The organism is Microbacterium halotolerans (assembly GCF_003569805.1).
In the GTDB taxonomy this organism is placed as follows: Bacteria; Actinomycetota; Actinomycetes; order Actinomycetales; family Microbacteriaceae; genus Microbacterium; species Microbacterium halotolerans.
Window position 1 is genome coordinate 147,974 of sequence record NZ_QVLP01000018.1, and the last position, 17,047, is coordinate 165,020.

Consider the following 17,047-nt stretch of genomic DNA (forward strand, 5'->3'; position numbering starts at 1 on the left):
CGATCGGGTGCGGGGGCCGTGCGCGGCCCCCGCACCCGGCAAGCTTTCGCGGCGCGGCCGCAGTGACCAGATGTGGAGACACAAGATGTCGGAAGCACTTCCGATCGTCGAGATGGAGGGCATCTCCATCTCGTTCCCCGGGGTGAAGGCCCTCGACGAGGTGAGCCTGCGACTGTACCCCGGCGAGGTGCACACGCTGATGGGTGAGAACGGTGCGGGCAAGTCCACGATGATCAAGGCGCTCACCGGCGTCTATAAGATCGACGACGGCGAGATCCGGATCGCGGGTGAGACCCGTCGGTTCAGCGGCACGGCCGACGCGCAGAGCGCAGGGGTCGCGACGGTGTACCAGGAGGTCAACCTCTGCACGAACCTCTCCATCGGCGAGAACGTGATGCTCGGAAACGAGGTGCGCGGCGCGCTCGGCGTGAACTGGCGCGCCACTCACCGTGCGGCGCACGAGGTGCTCACACGGCTGGGCCTCGGGCACCTCAACACCAAGCAGTCGCTGTCGACCCTGCCTCTGGCCATCCAGCAGCTGGTGGCGATCAGTCGCTCCATGGTCGAGGAGTGCAAGGTGCTCATCCTTGATGAGCCGACATCCAGTCTCGACGCGGCCGAGGTCGATCAGCTCTTCGCAATCATCCGGCAGCTGCGCGACCAGGGCGTCGCCATTCTGTTCGTCTCCCACTTCCTGGACCAGGTCTATGCGATCAGCGACCGGATGACCGTGCTGCGCAACGGGCAGCTCATCGGTGAGCACCTCACGAGCGAGTTCCCCCGCGCCGATCTGATCGCCGAGATGATCGGCAAGGACGTCGCTGCGCTGAACGCGAGCGAGGCGGGGGAGCTGCGCGAACCGCGCACGGGCACCGTGCCGGTCTACGAGGCGACCTCGCTCAGCCGCAAGGGCGCGCTCGAGCAGCTCGACATCGAGCTGCGCCGGGGCGAGATCGTGGGGCTGGCCGGCCTGCTCGGCTCCGGCCGCACCGAGCTCGCCAGGCTCATCTACGGTGCAGACAGGAACGACACCGGAACGATCAGCCTGCACGGCGCCAAGACCGAGATCCGCAGTCCCGCGAAGGCGCTGGCCAAGCGCATCGCGTTCGCGAGCGAGAACCGCCGCGACGAGGGCATCATCCGCGACCTCAGTGTGCGCGAGAACATGATCCTCGCTGTGCAGGCCAAGCGCGGCTGGGCCAGACCGCTGTCCAGGCGCGAGCAGAACGAGATCGTCGAGAAGTACATCTCCGCGCTCGGCGTGCGACCGACCGATCCCGAGCGACCCATCCGGCTGCTGTCGGGCGGAAACCAGCAGAAGGTGCTGCTGGGGCGCTGGCTCGCGACGGATCCCGAGGTCCTGATCCTCGACGAGCCGACGCGCGGCATCGACATCGGTGCGAAGGCCGAGATCATGGACTACGTATCCGGACTCGCCGACGAGGGGCTCTCCGTCGTGTTCATCTCATCCGAGCTCGAGGAGGTCGTGCGACAGAGCGACCGTATCGTCGTGCTCAAGGATCACCGTAAGATTGCGGAGCTCGACGGCGGACCGGACATGTCCACCGAGAACATCGTCACGATCATCGCCGAGGAGCATTCGGCGAATGAGAACGCGGGCGCAGTCGCTCGTGAGGAGGTTGCATCATGAGCGAGAACGCTCGTGGGTCGCTCGAGGCTCTCAAGCAGGTGCTGAAACGGCCGTACGTCTGGGGCATCGTCGCCATCGTGCTCCTGCTGCTGATCAACGTGGTCAACGACCCGACGTATCTGGCGGTCTCGGTGAGCGGGAACGGCCACCTGGTCGGAAACCTCATCGACATCCTGCGCTCCGCGGCGCCCGTGATGATGATCGCGGTCGGCATGTGCCTCGTCGTCGCAACGAAGGGCATCGATCTCTCGGTCGGCTCTGTGATGGCGGTCGCCGGAGCGGTGGCGATGGAGTTCCTCAGCTCCGCGCCGAACACGGCGGGATCGGCGTTCCTCGCGCTGGGCCTTGCGATCGCGGTCGCCGGTCTGCTCGGCGCGGTGAACGGGTTCCTCGTCTCCGTGGTCGGTCTGCAGCCGTTCATCAGCACACTGGTGATGATGCTCGCCGGTCGCGGACTGGCGAAGGTGATCACCGGCGGTCAGAACACGACGGCGAGCAACGACGTGTTCCGCTGGTTCGCGAACGGCTACGTGCTGGGCCTTCCCGTCGTGTTCCTGCTCGCTCTGCTGATCGTCATCGTCGTCGGCCTCATCGTGCGCCGCAGCGCGCTCGGGCTGATGATCGAGGCGATCGGCATGGACGCCAAGGCCGCACGCCTTGCCGGCATCAATCGCCGGGCGCTGCTGCTGACGGTGTACATCGCCGGTGGGGCCCTCGCAGGGTTCGCCGGGATCTTCGCCACCGCGACGGTGATGACGGTCGACGTCTCACGCACCGGCTACCTGCTCGAGCTCGACGCCATCCTCGCGGTCGTCATCGGGGGGACCTCCCTCGCCGGCGGCAAGTTCAACATCACCGGTGCGACGATCGGGGCCCTCCTGATCGCCACGCTCGACAAGACGGTCGTCTTCCTCGGCGTCTCGTCGTCGGCATCGCCCGCCTTCAAAGCCATCGTCATCGTCGCGCTCGTGCTGCTGCAGTCGGAGCGGGTGCGAAGCATGTTCCGTCAGCGTCGGGCGGCTCGCCCGGCCAAGCGAGAGGCAGTCGCAGCATGAGTGCTCTCCTGACCACCCCGACGCCGACGCCGGAGGCGAAGCCGACCGGTATCCGCGGCCTGATGCAACGGCTGTCGCACCACGTCGAGGCGCTGCCGACAGGGGCGGCCGTCGTGATCTTCATCGCAATGCTCGTGTACGGCGAGATCGCCTATGGGCGCATTCTGCAGGCGAGCACGCTGTCGAACCTGCTGATCAACAACTCGCACCTCATCGTGCTCGCCGTCGGGCTGACATTCGTGATCATCACGGGAGGCATCGATCTCTCGGTGGGCGCCGTGGTCGCCTTCAGCAGCGTCTCTGGCGTGATGCTGATGAACGCAGGCTGGAACCCATGGGTCGCGATGATCCTGATGGTGCTGATCGGTACGGGGTTCGGCCTGGTCTCGGGCGTTCTGATCCAGTACTTCAACGTGCAGCCGTTCATCGCGACGTTGGCGATGATGTTCCTGGGACGCGGCCTCGCGTCGATCCTGAGCACGGAACCGGTGCGTCTCGGTGACGACTCGGCGGCGCGGCTGCTGTCGGAGAAGATCAAGATCATCGACGGCCCGAAGGTGAACGACCTCGTCATCACGCCGGGCGTGATCGTTGCGGCGCTGGTGGTCGTGGTCGCGTTCTTCATCCTGCATCGCACGCGCACCGGTCGCACGGTGTATGCGATCGGCGGATCCGAGAACTCGGCCCAGCTGATGGGCCTGCCCGTTGCGATGACGAAGCTGTGGGTGTACGTGATCAGCGGCACGCTCGCCGGGCTCGCCGCTGTGCTCTACACGGCACGCCTCGGCAGCGCCCAGAACATCACGGGCCTCGGCTGGGAGCTCGATGCGATCGCCGCGGCCGTCATCGGCGGCACGCTGCTCACGGGAGGCGCTGGCTTCGTGCTCGGCTCGGTGATCGGAGCTCTCGTGCTCGGCCTGATGAACGTGCTGATCACCCGTGACGGCGGCATCCCGCCCGAGGCCACCACGATCATCACCGGCGGCATCCTGCTGGTGTTCGTGCTGCTGCAGCGTGCCGTCCTCGCCCGACAACGCGAGTAGCTCTCCGCCGCTCCCTCCGCGCCGAGGCGCGCCGCCCCAACAGGGTCGGCGCGCCTCGGCGTTCCCGATCGTCCCGTGTGGGGATGTGCGCCGCATCCGGTCCCTTCTGGCACTCCTGCACACGGGGACGACCGCGCACGGGGCGGAAGCGCAGTTCGGCGCACAGGAGGCCGTCGCGCCGGATCCGATTCGGGAGTGTCGCGGCCCGGTAGTACGCTGGCACCGGTCGAGTTTTCTCGACGTCGAGACGTTTTCCACGCCTCTGCAAACCCGTTCGCCCACCTAAGGAAAAGCAACGTGGATCTCTACGAGTACCAGGCTCGAGACCTTTTCGAGAAGTACGAGGTGCCGGTGCTCGCCGGCATCGTCGCCGACACCCCCGAGGAGGTGAAGGCAGCGGCTGAGAAGATCGGCGGCGTCGTGGTCGTCAAGGCTCAGGTAAAGGTCGGCGGTCGCGGCAAGGCAGGCGGCGTGAAGGTCGCCAAGACGCCGGATGAGGCGTACGAGGCCGCGAAGGCGATCCTCGGCCTCGACATCAAGGGCCACGTCGTCAAGCGCGTCATGGTCGCGCAGGGCGCCGACATCGCCGAGGAGTTCTACTTCTCGGTGCTCCTCGACCGTGCGAACCGCTCGTACCTCGCGATGGCGAGCGTCGAGGGCGGCGTGGAGATCGAGCAGCTCGCGGTCGAGAAGCCCGAGGCGCTTGCGCGCGTCGAGGTCGACCCGCTCGTCGGCATCAACAGGACCAAGGCGATCGAGATCGCGAAGGCCGCGAACTTCCCCGACGAGCTCGTCTCGAAGGTCGCCGACGCCTTCGTCAAGCTCTACGACGTCTACAAGCACGAAGATGCGACCCTCGTCGAGGTGAACCCGCTCGTACGCACGGGCGCAGGAGACATCATCGCCCTCGACGGCAAGGTGTCGCTCGACGAGAACGGCAGCGAGGTCCGCCACCCCGAGCACGACGAGCTCGAGGACAAGGGCGCGGCCGATCCGCTCGAGGCGAAGGCCAAGGCCAACGGTCTCAACTACGTCAAGCTCGACGGCCAGGTCGGCATCATCGGCAACGGCGCGGGTCTGGTCATGTCGACCCTCGACGTCACGGCCTACGCAGGCGAGAACCACGGCGGCGTGAAGCCGGCGAACTTCCTCGACATCGGCGGCGGCGCGAACGCGCAGGTGATGGCAAGCGGGCTCGACGTCATCCTCGGCGACGAACAGGTCAAGAGCGTGTTCGTGAACGTCTTCGGCGGCATCACGAGCTGCGTCGCGGTCGCCGACGGCATCGTGAAGGCACTCGAGATCCTCGGCGACACGGCGACCAAGCCGATCGTCGTGCGCCTCGACGGCAACCAGGTCGAGGAAGGGCGCGCGATCCTCGCGGATGCGAACCACCCGCTCGTCACCCTTGCGGCCGGCATGGACGAGGGCGCCGACAAGGCCGCCGAGCTCGCGAACGCCTGAGACGAAGAGACGGAATAGGGACAAAGAAATGTCGATCTACCTGAACAAGGATTCCAAGGTCATCGTCCAGGGCATCACCGGCGGCGAGGGCACCAAGCACACCGCTCTGATGCTGAAGGCGGGCACGAACATCGTCGGCGGCGTGAATGCGCGCAAGGCCGGCACCACCGTCACCCACGAGAAGCCGCATGAGGGCGAGGTCGAGCTGCCCGTGTTCGGCTCGGTCGCCGAGGCGATCGAGAAGACCGGCGCCGACGTGTCGGTGGCCTTCGTGCCGCCGCGCTTCGCCAAGGACGCGATGATCGAGGCCATCGACGCCGAGATCCCGCTGCTGGTCGTCATCACCGAGGGCATCCCGGTCGGCGACAGCGCCGAAGCGTGGGCGTACGCGAAGAGCAAGGGCAGCAAGACCCGCATCATCGGTCCGAACTGCCCCGGCATCATCACGCCGGGCGAGGCGCTCGCGGGCATCACGCCGGCGAACATCACCGACGCCGGTCCGATCGGTCTGGTGTCGAAGTCGGGCACGCTGACGTACCAGATGATGTTCGAGCTGAACGACTTCGGCTTCTCGACCGCCATCGGCATCGGCGGCGACCCGGTCATCGGCACCACGCACATCGACGCGCTCGAGGCCTTCGAGAACGACCCAGACACCAAGGCGATCGTGATGATCGGTGAGATCGGCGGCGACGCCGAGGAGCGTGCGGCGGAGTTCATCAAGAAGCACGTCACCAAGCCGGTCGTCGGCTACGTCGCGGGCTTCACCGCCCCCGAGGGCAAGACGATGGGCCACGCCGGTGCGATCGTGTCCGGCTCGGCCGGCACCGCCGCCGCGAAGAAGGAGGCTCTTGAGGCTGCGGGAGTCAAGGTCGGCAAGACGCCGAGCGAGACCGCGGAGCTGATGCGCGAGATCATGAGGTCGCTGTAACGAGCGAGTCTCAAGCCCCCGGTGCTTCGGCGCCGGGGGCTTTCGCGTGCGCCGTGGCGCTGCAGTTGGCGTGTGGTGGCACCGGATGGGCACCTCTGCCCGCGTGGATGTCGCGTGCCGTCGATAGGCTGACCCCACGAGCATCGAGGGGGAGCCATGACGGTACCGATTCCCGGAGGTTCAGGCAGGCCGAATCTGCTTCGGCAGATGCTGCTGCGCGTGGTGGCCGCGCTGCTCACGTCGGTCTACTCGCTGTACCGCGTGCATCCGGCGCTGTGGCGCCTCGCCGCCAGGAACTATCGGCCGTTCCTCGGTCGTTTCGCGAAGCTGCACGCCTGGATGATGTGCCAGTACGGCTTCCTCGACGTTCCCGCTTATCGCGACTTCCAGCTGAAGAACGGGTTCCGATTCCGCTGGTGGGATCTGGCTCGCTACGCGCCGACCGACAAGAAGCGCTACGTCGCCGCCTACCAGGAGCACGAGCGGTGCTGGGCGGGGCGCATCGAGGTCGCGGGGACGGTCGTCGACGAGTCGAGCGGCTCCAGCGGCACCCCGTTCAACTGGATGCGCTCGAAGCGCGAGCTGAGCACGGTGCACCGCAACGTCGCAGGGTACGTGACGAGCCTGTTCGGCACGAAGCGGCTGTTCTGCATCAACGCGTTCTCGATGGGCGCGTGGGCGACGGGAACGAACACGGGCATCGCGATGGCGCGGGTGGCGATGGTGAAGAACACCGGCCCCGACCTCGACAAGATCGTCGATACGATCCGGCATTTCGGGCCGCGCTACACCTACATGGTCGCCGCCTACCCGCCGTTCCTGAAGCACCTGCGTGACCGCCTCGACGCCGAGGGCTGGGACTGGGATCGCTGGAACATCAATGGCTTCGTCGGCGGCGAGGCTCTCACCGAGGGTCTGCGCGACTACCTGCAGGAGCGGTTCGGCAGGGTCTACTCCGGCTACGGGGCCAGCGACCTCACGATCGGGATGGGCGGCGAGAGCGACCTGTCGGTCTGGCTGCGGCGCACGATCGGCGAGCACGACGGACTGCGCCGTGAGGTGCTCGGTGAGGGCGAGGCGCGCTCGCCGATGATCTTCCAGTACAACCCGCTCGACACCTACCTCGAGACCGTCGACGGCTCGCTCGTGACGACGCTGAACTCGACCGCGATCATGGCGCCGAAGCTGCGCTATGACATCGGCGACGAGGCCGCGCTGATGTCGTTCCCCCAGATGCGGGGGATCGTGGCCGGCTATCCGAAGCTGCTGGCGCAGTTCGACCGGGCCCACGCGACGCAGCGACTGTCGCTGCCGTTCCTGCTGCTGTATGGGAGGAAGGACTCGACGATCTCGTACATGGGCGCGAACATCTATCCGCTCGACGTGGAGAACGGCCTCTATGCAGACAACCCGCACGCCGCGTCGATCGAGTCCTTCAAACTCGCTCTGATCGAGGTCGCCGACCACGAGACGCGCCCGATCGTGCACCTGCAGCTGCGAGAGGGGGCGGAGCTCGCCGAGGCCGAGCGCGCGGAGCTCGCAGAGCGCTCTGCGGAGGGCGTGCTCACCCACCTCGCATCAGCGTCGCGCGACATCGCGCAGTCCTTCGAGGAGGACGCCTCCGCCCGCGACATCAGGGTCGAGGTGCACGACTTCGGCACAGGGCCCTTCGCCGGAGGCGAGAAGAAGATCAAGAACGTCTACCTGACCGACCACTGACATGCGCACCGACGACTTCTCGCACGCACCATCGCACTCCAGGTACGACGGCATGGTGCTCGCCCCGGCGACCGAGCGCAGAGCGCGCAGGCGCGACGGCCGCGGCAAGCAGTTCGCGATCCGCGACGGATCGAGAAGGCTCCGGATGACGATGTTCGGCTCCTTCGACGACGCGCGCCGCTTCGCTCGGCGCACGCAGGGCGCGACGCTGTGGCGCGCAGCGCCGCACGGCTACGCGAACGGCACCTACACGGCAGTCGGCGAGCTCGCGACGATCGAGCGCTTCACTCCGACCTCGGCCGAGCGGGCGAACGGCAGGCAGGCTCCCGCGGTGCACCGACCTGGCGGCATCGCGGCGAAGCCGACGCGGGCCCAGCGGCGCGGAGCCCGTTCCGAAGCCGATGACAGGCCGGGGCCGATGGAGGCGGGTGCGCTGTTCTTCGGCGAGACGAGATACACCTCGCCGCTGTCGTGGCTGGCGTTCTCGCGGCGATGGGTGCGCCTGGTCGCCCGGATGGTGCGCATGCGCGGTCATCGTGGGCATCGCGTCTACTGGACCTGGCCGTTCTCGCTGGGAACCATCGCCTTCTTCGACAGCGAGGACGCCATGCTGGCGATGTCGCGAGGGCCGGAGCACCGCGAGCTGATGGTGTGGCTGACCGCATCGAACCGCTGGGCGAGCGCAGGGTTCATCCGGTTCTACGCCCCTGTTCCGGCCCAAGAGCCGGATGCCGCCGACCTGCATGGCGCGAGCGTGGAGACCGTCGGCTCGCGCCGCCGATTCCGCGAGTTCGTCGAGCAGCCGCGGCGTTCCCGCCTGGAGGGGGAGCGAGCACTCGACGTGCCGCTGCTGCGATCGACCCTCGCCTCCTGGTGGAGGGGCTCCGGCCCGCACCCCGAACCGGTCGAGCTGCTGCTGGTGCGCGATGCCTCGGGCCGGGTGATCGCGCGCACGACGGTGCACACCGACGCGAGGTTCGACGCGAAGCTCGGCACGAGCGTGCTGTTGTTCGGCGCGACCGATCTCGGCCGAGACGAGCGCACGGGTCGCGAAGCGCTCGCCGCATTGCTGCCCGAGCTGGAGCGGCGGGCGCGCGATGCCGGTGCGCGTGAGCTGATCGGCCCGGTCTCGCTGCTGCCGAACCAGGCGGGCGGCGTCGTCACCTCCGGATTCGACAGGCGCGGCTTCGTCGACTCGGCGTGGAACCCGGAGTGGGTGCCGCGAGTGTACGAAGGGGCGGGGTTCGACAGGTGGTACGAGGGCGACACCTGGCGCGTCGACGTGGCGGGCAACGGCGATCCCGCGCCGCCGAGCGAGGCAGAACTCGCCGAGGCGGGCATCACGATCGAGCAGGCGCGCAGAAGAGACATGCGCACGCTCCTGCCGGAGCTGCGCGAACTGGTCAACGCCTCGTTCGCACAGCTGCCGTACTACACCCAGATCACCCCCGACGAGATGGCGGCCGCCACCGACGGCCTCGCGCAGCTGCTCGACGAGCGCCTGCTCCTGCTCGCGCGCGATGACGCCGGTCGGGCGGTCGCGTTCGTCGTCGTCATCCCCGACATCACCGAGGAGCTGCAGCGTTCCGGTGGCGCGCTCGGACCCGTCACGCTGCTGCGCCTGCTCGCGCGGCGGAGGCGCCTCCGCGACGCCATCCTGATCATCCAGGGCACGCACCCCGGTGCGCAGGGCCGCGGCATCATGACGCTGCTGAGCCGGCAGCTGCAGCACGGTCTGCGCGACGGCGGCTACCGCACCCTGCGCTCGACGTACGTCGGACGGGAGAACCCCGCGTCCGCGCGCCAGTTCGAACGCTTCGGCGGGCAACCGCTGCACGGGTACACGTTCTACCGGCGGCCCGTCGGCGTCGCCGGGCAGGACGACGGCGGGGGAGAGCCGCGGAAAGGCACCACGGACGGGGAATCACGATGAACGACGTCATCGAGCGGATCATCCGGATCGCCGCACGCGCACCCAGTGCTCACAACACGCAGCCGTGGCGGGTGGAACGAGTGCGCGACGGCATCGACCTCGGGCTGCACGACGAGCGCCTGCTGAAGGCCGGCGACCCCACCGGCAGAGACGCGCTGCTCGGGCTCGGCTGCTGGGTGGAGGCCGCGGCGATCGCGGCTCGCGAGGCCGGTGTCGGGCTCGACATCCGCAGCGATGACGGGCTGGCGGCGTTCTCAGCGGATCCCACCACGGCACCGCGCAGTCCGCTCATCCGGCTGCGGCTCGCCGCGGGCGGGGAGCCGGCGATCGACCCCGCGGCGGTGCCGGATGACTCGGATCAGCACGTTCCCTTCACGAGCTACGACGTGCAGGGGCGCTCGGTCCACCGCGGCCGGCTCGCACCGATCGCGGGTGACGCAGGAATGGGGGCGGCGCTGGGGGAGCCTTGGCTGAGGCTCGTGCGCGTGCCGGGAAAGCGTGCGCCGCGCCTGGTGGCGCTCGGCGATGCCGGCACGCTCGGACGCCGAGCCGTCACCGAAGAGGCCGTCGACTGGATCCGGTTCACACCGAGCGATCCGCGGTTCGACCGCGACGGTCTCACCGGCCCGACGCTGATGCTCCCTGCTGCCGCTGCCGCGCTCGCCGGAGCGCTCACGCGGTCGGGAGCGGGCAGGGCGGTGCTCGAGAACGCGCTCACTCTGGAGGCGCGCGCGGCGCCCGTCGCCGCGATCCTGAACCGTTCGCACCCCGGCCTGTTCGTGCTCGTCGCGGACGGGCGACGCTTCGGTGCGCACGGCGTGGCAGGCTCAGCGGCGCACCCGACTGGACTGCCTGCCGACCGGATGATCGCGGCTGGCCGTGCGCAGATGCGTGCGTGGCTGGTCGCCCATCGCGCAGGCGTCGCAGTCGCCCCCGCTTCGCAGGTCATCGATGCGCCCCGCGCGCACGCCGCGCTCCGGCGCGGACTCGGGCTTCGAGTCGCAGATGTCGCGCTGGCGGTGTTCGCGGCGGGAGTCCCATCCGGAACGCCGCCCCGCTCACCCCGGCTGCCTGTCCACGGATCGACGTGATCCGTGCACACTGAGCCGCAGCGGAGCACTCGGCCGGGTCCGACCGAGAACACCATCGTCAGCGACGTCGTCGCGGCCACATCGTCGTCGCCCAGCACGGCGAACAGCAGCAGCGCCAGCAGCTGGCGCCGCTCGGTGCCGAGCACGCCGACGGCCCCCAGGTCGAGGATGCCGATCCGCTGATCGTCCAGGAGCATGATGTTGCCCGGATGCAGGTCGGCGTGGAAGACCCCGTCGACGAATACGCTCTTCAGCACCCAGGAGATCAGGGCCTCGGCGAGTTCCGTCCGCTTCGCCTCCGTGAGGGCGTCCCGTCCCTCTGCCATCGCCACGCCGCTCAGCCTGGTCGTCACCATGACGGCCTCGCCGGAGAGATCGTCGACGGTCTGCGGCACCTCGATGAGGGGGTGTCGCGCGGTCGTCGCGCGAACGGTTCTGGTGTTGTCCGCCTCCCGGCGGTAGTCGAGCTCCTCGAGCAGCGAACCGGAGAGTCCAGTCGCCAGCGCCTCGACGTCCATCGCGCGGGCCCACGCCCACCGACGCTGAGCCCGTTCGGCGAAGCGGCCCAGGATGTCGCAGTCGACCCGCACATCCGCCGCAGCCCCCGGACGACGCACCTTGACGACGACGTCGGTGCCGTCCGAGAGCACCGCAGCGTGGACCTGGGCGAGCGACGCCGCGGTCAGAGGCTCCGACGCGAACGACTGCAGGATCGTGTCGGGGGAGCGGCCCCACACTCCAGTTGGAACAAAGAATCGAATGTCGGCATTCTGCATGCTCGTCTCTCTCTGTTCGGGTGACCGATCGGGATCGCTCAGAGCGCGCATCGGCGGTTCATTACCGAGGAGAACATAGGAAGTTTGTTCTATACATACGTGATCCGATCGAGTAGAGTATACGTATGGACACGAACCCGCTGGCAGGAGTCGAGGAAGCGCTCGACGCGCTCCGCTCTGCCGGTGGTGGGCGATCGGTCGAGGCGCTCAGCCCCGCTGAGCTCATCGCCGTGAGCGCTGCCTACGGTGCGCTTCGCAGGCAGATCGATGCAGCGCAGGCGCCGGTCGCCGCCGAGGTCGCGCGGCAGTCGAGGCGGGAACTGGGCAGTGACTCCCTGGCGAAGAAGCAGGGATACTCCACTCCGGCATCGCTGATCGCGACGACCGGCGGCGGGAGCATCGGGGAGTCGTTGAAGCTCATCCGTGTGGGTGAGGCGACGAAGCCGAAGCAGGCGCTCTCCGGCGAGGAGCTCCCGGCCAAGCATCCGTACGTCGCCGATGCGCTCGCGTCGGGGCGAATCGGCGTGACGGTGGCGGACGACATCTCCAAGATGCTCGACGCCGTCGAACTGCGTGCGTCGCGGCAGATGATCGACGAAGCGGAGAAGCAGCTGGTCGAGCTTGCGCCGGGGCTGACGCCCGATCAGGTGCGCAAGCTGATCGTGCGTGCCGAGGCGCATCTCGATCCTGACGGGCTGGAGCCTGCAGAAGACAGGCTCCGCGATGACCGGTTCCTCATCGTGCGCGAGGAGCGTGACGGCTCGATCAGCCTGAAGGGGTCGCTCGACCCGGTCTCCGGTGCGCCCGTGAAAGCGCTGATCGACGGCATGGTGACCAACACGATGCGCACGCGCGGGCGGGCGGCGAGCACCCAGGAGCAGGAGACGGGGCACGTATGCCAGGGCAACGGCTCGCGCGAGGGGTCGGTGCCAGGCGACGCGCCCCAGAGCACAACCACATGTGACTGCGCCGCGCTCGGCGACGGTGCTGACATCGCGCCCCTCGTCGATGCCCGCACGCGCAAGCAGATGCAGGCCGACGCGTTCGTCGACATCTGCAGGCACGCGCTCGGCTGCGAGCAGGTCGCGACGGGGCCGACCACCACGGTGATCGTGCGGATGACGCTCTCCGAACTCGAGAACCGCACGGGCAGGGCCACCATCGACGGCCTCGACCGGCCCGTATCGGCCGCGGCGGCCCGCCGCATCGCCATCGATGCGCAGGTCATCCCGGCCGTGCTCGGCTCGCAGAGCGAGGTTCTCGACTGGGGCAGGGCGAAGCGGCTGTTCACTCCCGCTCAGAAGCTCGCCATCGCCGAGCGCGACGGAGGCTGCGCCTTCTGCGGAGCAGCGCCCAGCATGTGCTCGGTGCACCACATCGAGTGGTGGGGGCGCGATCGCGGCAGAACGGACCTCTCCGACGGGGTGCTGCTGTGCACCGGATGCCATCATCGCGTGCACGACGACGGCTGGAGCATCGACGTGCGTGGTTCAGGCACCGGGGGAGAAGTGTGGTTCGTGCCGCCGCCGTGGCTCGACCGAGCTCAGACGCCGCGCCGCGGGATGAGCGCGCATTTCGGCCTGGCCGCGTAGCGCGTCCGCGCCCGATCGCGCGGCCGCAGGCGGTTCACAGGACATCCGCACCCGCCATCGGCGTGCGCGCAGCGGCCGCGAGCGTCTGGCGACGTATTCTCGAGTCCGATCATGAATCGCCTCCTCGTCACCGTTCTCGCCGCGGTCGATGCCGTCGTCGCGGCGGTCATCGGCCTCGGTGTCGTTCTCGTTCCCCTCGTGCTGGGCTGGTTCACCGCGTTCTCGGGCGCGGACTGGGCCTCTCTCTGGCCGACGGGCGCCCGCATCTGGCAGCTCGGCAACCTGGTGCCGGTGCACCTGAGCCTCGACGACGTCTTCGTATCGTCGTCCGGTGTGGCCCCCGACGCCGCCGAGTTCGTCGTTTCGCTCGCGCCGCTCGCGCTGGCCGGCTTCGTGCTGCTGTTCGCCGCTCGCTCCGGCCGCCGTGCCGCACGCGCCGGCGCGTGGATGGTGGGCGTCGTCTCCGGCACCGTCGTCACATGCGCCGTCGCCACCGTTGTGCTGATGACATCCGGCACTCCCATCGCATCGGTCGCCTCGTGGCAGGCGATTCTCCTCCCGACGGCGCTCTATCTCGGGGGTGCGCTCGTCGGTGCAGTCACCACGGCGTGGGGCGACGGCGACGATAGCCTGATCGACGAGCTGCACGACCGCGTCGACGCACTCTCGCCTGCATGGCGCGCCGTTCCGGCGCTGGCGGTGCGCGGCACGGCGATCGCGCTCGTCGGCCTCATCGGACTCGGCGGCATCGCGCTGCTGGCCTCGGTGATCACCCGCGGCGGCGAGATGATCACGCTGTTCGAAGCCGCGCAGGTCGACGCCGTCGGGGCGACGGGCCTCACGGTCGCGCACCTGGCGTACCTGCCGACGCTGCTGGTGTGGGCGATCTCCTGGATGGCGGGGCCCGGTTTCTCGGTCGGCACCGCGACCGCCGTCGCGCCGTCGAACGTCGATCTCGGCGTCGTGCCGAGCCTGCCGCTGCTCGGCCTGCTGCCGGAGCAGGGCTCTCCGTTCCTGCTGCTGGTGATGCTCGCCCCCGTAGCCGTCGGCGCGCTCGCCGCACTGTCGCTGCGCGGCATGCTGGCACAGGAATGGCGCGCTGAGGGCATGCTCGGCGACGACACCGAGCCGTACCTGCCGCGCATCGCGCTCGCCGCCTCGGTTGCGGTGCTCACTGCCGGCGCCGCCGCGCTGCTGGCGGTGATGGCATCCGGATCGATGGGCCCCGGTCGCCTCGTCGACGTCGGACCGTCCGCGGGCCCCGTCGCGCTCGCCGTGGGGCTCGAGGTGCTGCTGGGCACGGCGATCGTGCTGCTCAGCCCCCGCGCGCGGCGCGACGTCACCGAAGACTGACTCCCCGCGAGCAGCCGGGCGCAGCCTCGCCGTCAGTCGGCAGGTGTCGCGCGGGCCACGGCCTGTGCGACCTCGTCGACGTCGCCTGAGATCATGCCGACCGTGACCCTGATGCGGTCGCGTCCGTCCTCCGCTGCCGCCTGTTCAGGGTAGAAGGTGCTCCCCGCGGCGACCCGGATGCCGGCGGCGGCGAGGCTGACGAGGGCGGCGCGCTCATCGTCGACCGGGAGCCAGGCGTTGATGCCGTCGGACGCTCCGACCCCGGCGCGCTCGCCCAGCCGTGCCCGCAGCGCCTGCGCGAAGCGCCGCTGCCGGGAGGCGTACGCCGCGCGCGCACGGGACACCTCCGCAACCGACTCGCCGTCTGTGAGCAGCTCCGTCAGCACGTGCTGAATCAGCCTCGGCACCCACCACGGGCCGAGGCTGCGCCGCGTCTCCACCTGGGATACGACGGATGCCGGGCCGCCCAGAGCGGCGACCCGCAGGTCGGGGCCGTGGGACTTCGAGAACGACCGGATGAGCACCGTTCGATCCGGCAGATGCCTCGCGATGGTGGCCTCTTCAGCCCGCGCGATGGCGCCGGAGTGGTCGTCCTCGATCACGATGACGTCGCCGCCGCGCGGTGATGCTCGGATCACCTCGGCGAGCTGGGCCGCTCTGGCCGGAGTCATCGACGCACCCGTCGGGTTGTGCGCCCTCGGCTGCAGCAGGATCACGCGGGGGCGAGAGGAGAGTGCCTCCGCCAGCGCCTCAGGGAGAATCCCCTCCGCGTCGATCGGGACGGGAACGGCGACGAGATCGTGCGCATCGATGAGGTCGTACAGCGGTGGGAACGTCGGCTGCTCGATCACGATCCGATCGCCGAACCGCGTCACCTGCTGCAGTGTTCTGTCGATGCCGTCGAGGGCGCCGCTCACCACGGTGAGACTGTGCTCCGGTGCCGGCCACTGCTCCTCGAGAAGCCGTCTCAGCCGCGGCAGCACCGGGTCTTCGTGGTAGCTTGCGGTCGCCGCGTGGGGCGCGGCGCGTGCGAACGCTCTCGCGAGATGCGGCAGCAGGCGCGGATCGGGCGTGCCGCGTGAGAGATCGAGCCTCGTCGCCTCGATGTGGCCGGCCAATCGTCTGGTGTGCGGGGCGGTGTCGCGGCGGGTCGTGTCGCACACGAACGAGCCGGCCCGCCCCCGCGAGATGATCGTGCCAGCGCCGGAGAGCGCCTGCCACGCGGTCGAGACCGTTGCGGGGCTCACGCGCAGCGACATCGCCATCTCGCGCACCGTCGGCAGCCGGTCGCCTGGCGCGAGAGTGCCGTCAGCCACCAGCACGGCAAGCGCACTGGCGATGTCCGACGGCGTCGTGCCATCGATGCGGGCGGCCAGCGCGCCGGCGCTCGTGATGGAGGTCACATATCGATCATGTCGTGCCGGAAGCCGCTGGGTGCTCGAAACGGCGACGGGCGGAGACGAATTTACGTGCCGGGAAGAAAGAGAAATTTGGGCGAAATGTTCAGGCGTGACGATAACGCAATCAACACGAGGCGGAACGCACTCCCGCACAGCAGCCGCGCACCTGCCCGCACTCAGAGGAGACGACATGACAGAGGTCCGAGCAGCCATCACCCAGACGACCTGGACGGGCGACAAGGCTTCGATGCTCGACAGGCACGAGCAGTTCGCCCGCGACGCCGCCTCGCAGGGCGCTCAGGTGATCTGCTTCCAGGAGCTGTTCTACGGGCCGTACTTCGGCATCACACAGGATGCGAAGTACTACGACTACGCCGAACCCGCTGACGGCCCCATAGTGCAGCGCTTCGCCGCGCTCGCGAAGGAGCTCGGCATGGTGATGGTGCTGCCCGTCTACGAGATGGCGATGACCGGGGTGTACTACAACTCCAGCGTGCTCGTCGACGCTGACGGCAGCGTTCTCGGCACCTACCGCAAGCACCACATCCCGCACGTGGAGAAGTTCTGGGAGAAGTTCTACTTCCGTCCAGGCAACCTCGGCTATCCGGTGTTCGACACCGCGGTCGGTCGGATCGGCATGTACATCTGCTACGACAGGCACTTCCCCGAGGGCTGGCGGGAGCTCGGCCTGAACGGCGCGGAGATCGTGTTCAACCCGAACGCCACCAAACCCGGCTTGTCGAACCGGCTCTGGGAGCTCGAGCAGCCGGCTGCTGCGGCGAACAATCAGTACTTCGTCGCCGCGGCGAACCGGGTCGGCCGCGAGGACAACGAATACGGCGATGAGGCGGTCACCTTCTACGGGAAGAGCCAGTTCTGCGACCCCCGCGGCAACATCGTCGGCGACTACGGCTCGGAGACCGAGGAGCAGCTGCTCATCAGGGATCTCGACCTGTCGCTCATTCGGACGGCCCGCGACAGCTGGCAGTTCTACCGCGACCGCCGCCCCGATTCCTACGCGGCCATCACCGCGCCCTGA

General features: G+C 68.8%; 12 protein-coding genes and 1 pseudogene. 11 read left to right on the forward strand and 2 right to left on the reverse strand.

The window, feature by feature from the left end:
- Nucleotides 1–85 precede the first annotated feature (85 nt).
- The 8 genes from DZG09_RS15680 (at nt 86) to DZG09_RS16945 (ending at nt 10,887) form a co-directional block, all read left to right on the forward strand.
- Nucleotides 86–1,651, forward strand: coding sequence for a sugar ABC transporter ATP-binding protein (locus tag DZG09_RS15680; protein WP_119698694.1), 1,566 nt, complete (start codon nt 86–88; stop codon nt 1,649–1,651).
- Nucleotides 1,648–2,706 (forward strand): ABC transporter permease, encoded by a 1,059-nt coding sequence (locus tag DZG09_RS15685; RefSeq protein WP_119698695.1) that lies wholly within the window; start codon nt 1,648–1,650, stop codon nt 2,704–2,706. Before DZG09_RS15680 ends, DZG09_RS15685 begins: the two co-directional genes overlap by 4 nt.
- Nucleotides 2,703–3,749 (forward strand): ABC transporter permease, encoded by a 1,047-nt coding sequence (locus DZG09_RS15690; protein ID WP_119698696.1) that lies wholly within the window; start codon nt 2,703–2,705, stop codon nt 3,747–3,749. Before DZG09_RS15685 ends, DZG09_RS15690 begins: the two co-directional genes overlap by 4 nt.
- 297 nt (nt 3,750–4,046) lie before the next feature.
- Nucleotides 4,047–5,213, forward strand: a complete 1,167-nt coding sequence (gene sucC / locus DZG09_RS15695) for an ADP-forming succinate--CoA ligase subunit beta (RefSeq protein WP_119698697.1) — start codon at nt 4,047–4,049, stop codon at nt 5,211–5,213.
- A gap of 28 nt (nt 5,214–5,241) precedes the next feature.
- The gene (gene sucD / locus DZG09_RS15700) at nt 5,242–6,144 is read left to right on the forward strand and encodes a succinate--CoA ligase subunit alpha (protein ID WP_119698698.1); all 903 of its coding nucleotides are present in this window, start codon (nt 5,242–5,244) and stop codon (nt 6,142–6,144) included.
- 156 nt (nt 6,145–6,300) lie between these two features.
- Entirely contained in the window at nt 6,301–7,863 is a 1,563-nt protein-coding gene (locus DZG09_RS15705) for a phenylacetate--CoA ligase family protein (RefSeq protein WP_119698699.1), read from the forward strand.
- 1 nt (nt 7,864) lies between these two features.
- A complete protein-coding gene (locus DZG09_RS16795; protein ID WP_205529207.1) occupies nt 7,865–9,796 on the forward strand; it encodes a GNAT family N-acetyltransferase in 1,932 nt (643 codons plus the stop codon).
- Nucleotides 9,793–10,887 carry a nitroreductase family protein gene (locus DZG09_RS16945; protein ID WP_119698700.1) on the forward strand — a complete coding sequence of 365 codons (1,095 nt, stop codon included), beginning with the start codon at nt 9,793–9,795 and terminating at the stop codon, nt 10,885–10,887. Before DZG09_RS16795 ends, DZG09_RS16945 begins: the two co-directional genes overlap by 4 nt.
- 92 nt (nt 10,888–10,979) lie before the next feature.
- On the opposite strand, the pseudogene DZG09_RS17120 reads toward DZG09_RS16945, so the two are convergent.
- Nucleotides 10,980–11,714 (reverse strand): annotated as a pseudogene (locus DZG09_RS17120) (AarF/ABC1/UbiB kinase family protein); the annotation flags it as partial.
- Nucleotides 11,715–11,788: 74 nt separating this feature from the next.
- On the opposite strand from DZG09_RS17120, the gene DZG09_RS15725 reads away from it, so the two are divergent.
- Together DZG09_RS15725 and DZG09_RS15730 are read left to right on the forward strand one after the other, a co-directional pair.
- Nucleotides 11,789–13,255 carry an HNH endonuclease gene (locus tag DZG09_RS15725; RefSeq protein ID WP_119698701.1) on the forward strand — a complete coding sequence of 489 codons (1,467 nt, stop codon included), beginning with the start codon at nt 11,789–11,791 and terminating at the stop codon, nt 13,253–13,255.
- A gap of 111 nt (nt 13,256–13,366) precedes the next feature.
- Nucleotides 13,367–14,608: a cell division protein PerM gene (locus DZG09_RS15730; protein ID WP_119698702.1), complete on the forward strand. Its 1,242-nt coding sequence runs from the start codon at nt 13,367–13,369 to the stop codon at nt 14,606–14,608.
- A gap of 32 nt (nt 14,609–14,640) precedes the next feature.
- On the opposite strand, the gene DZG09_RS15735 is transcribed toward DZG09_RS15730, so the two are convergent.
- Entirely contained in the window at nt 14,641–16,011 is a 1,371-nt protein-coding gene (locus DZG09_RS15735) for an aminotransferase-like domain-containing protein (RefSeq protein ID WP_240424105.1), read from the reverse strand.
- A gap of 187 nt (nt 16,012–16,198) precedes the next feature.
- Between DZG09_RS15735 and DZG09_RS15740 the strand changes: the two genes are divergently transcribed.
- Nucleotides 16,199–17,047 (forward strand): nitrilase-related carbon-nitrogen hydrolase, encoded by an 849-nt coding sequence (locus DZG09_RS15740; RefSeq protein WP_119698704.1) that lies wholly within the window; start codon nt 16,199–16,201, stop codon nt 17,045–17,047.

Excerpts from the sequence above, each read along its gene's own strand:
- DZG09_RS15680 (WP_119698694.1), top strand. The coding sequence starts at position 86 with ATGTCGGAAGCACTTCCGATCGTCGAGATGGAGGGCATCTCCATCTCG.
- DZG09_RS15685 (WP_119698695.1), top strand. The coding sequence starts at position 1,648 with ATGAGCGAGAACGCTCGTGGGTCGCTCGAGGCTCTCAAGCAGGTGCTG.
- DZG09_RS15690 (WP_119698696.1), top strand. The coding sequence starts at position 2,703 with ATGAGTGCTCTCCTGACCACCCCGACGCCGACGCCGGAGGCGAAGCCG.
- sucD (WP_119698698.1), top strand. The coding sequence starts at position 5,242 with ATGTCGATCTACCTGAACAAGGATTCCAAGGTCATCGTCCAGGGCATC.
- DZG09_RS15705 (WP_119698699.1), top strand. The coding sequence starts at position 6,301 with ATGACGGTACCGATTCCCGGAGGTTCAGGCAGGCCGAATCTGCTTCGG.
- DZG09_RS16795 (WP_205529207.1), top strand. The coding sequence starts at position 7,865 with ATGCGCACCGACGACTTCTCGCACGCACCATCGCACTCCAGGTACGAC.
- DZG09_RS16945 (WP_119698700.1), top strand. The coding sequence starts at position 9,793 with ATGAACGACGTCATCGAGCGGATCATCCGGATCGCCGCACGCGCACCC.
- DZG09_RS15725 (WP_119698701.1), top strand. The coding sequence starts at position 11,789 with ATGGACACGAACCCGCTGGCAGGAGTCGAGGAAGCGCTCGACGCGCTC.
- DZG09_RS15730 (WP_119698702.1), top strand. The coding sequence starts at position 13,367 with ATGAATCGCCTCCTCGTCACCGTTCTCGCCGCGGTCGATGCCGTCGTC.
- DZG09_RS15740 (WP_119698704.1), top strand. The coding sequence starts at position 16,199 with ATGACAGAGGTCCGAGCAGCCATCACCCAGACGACCTGGACGGGCGAC.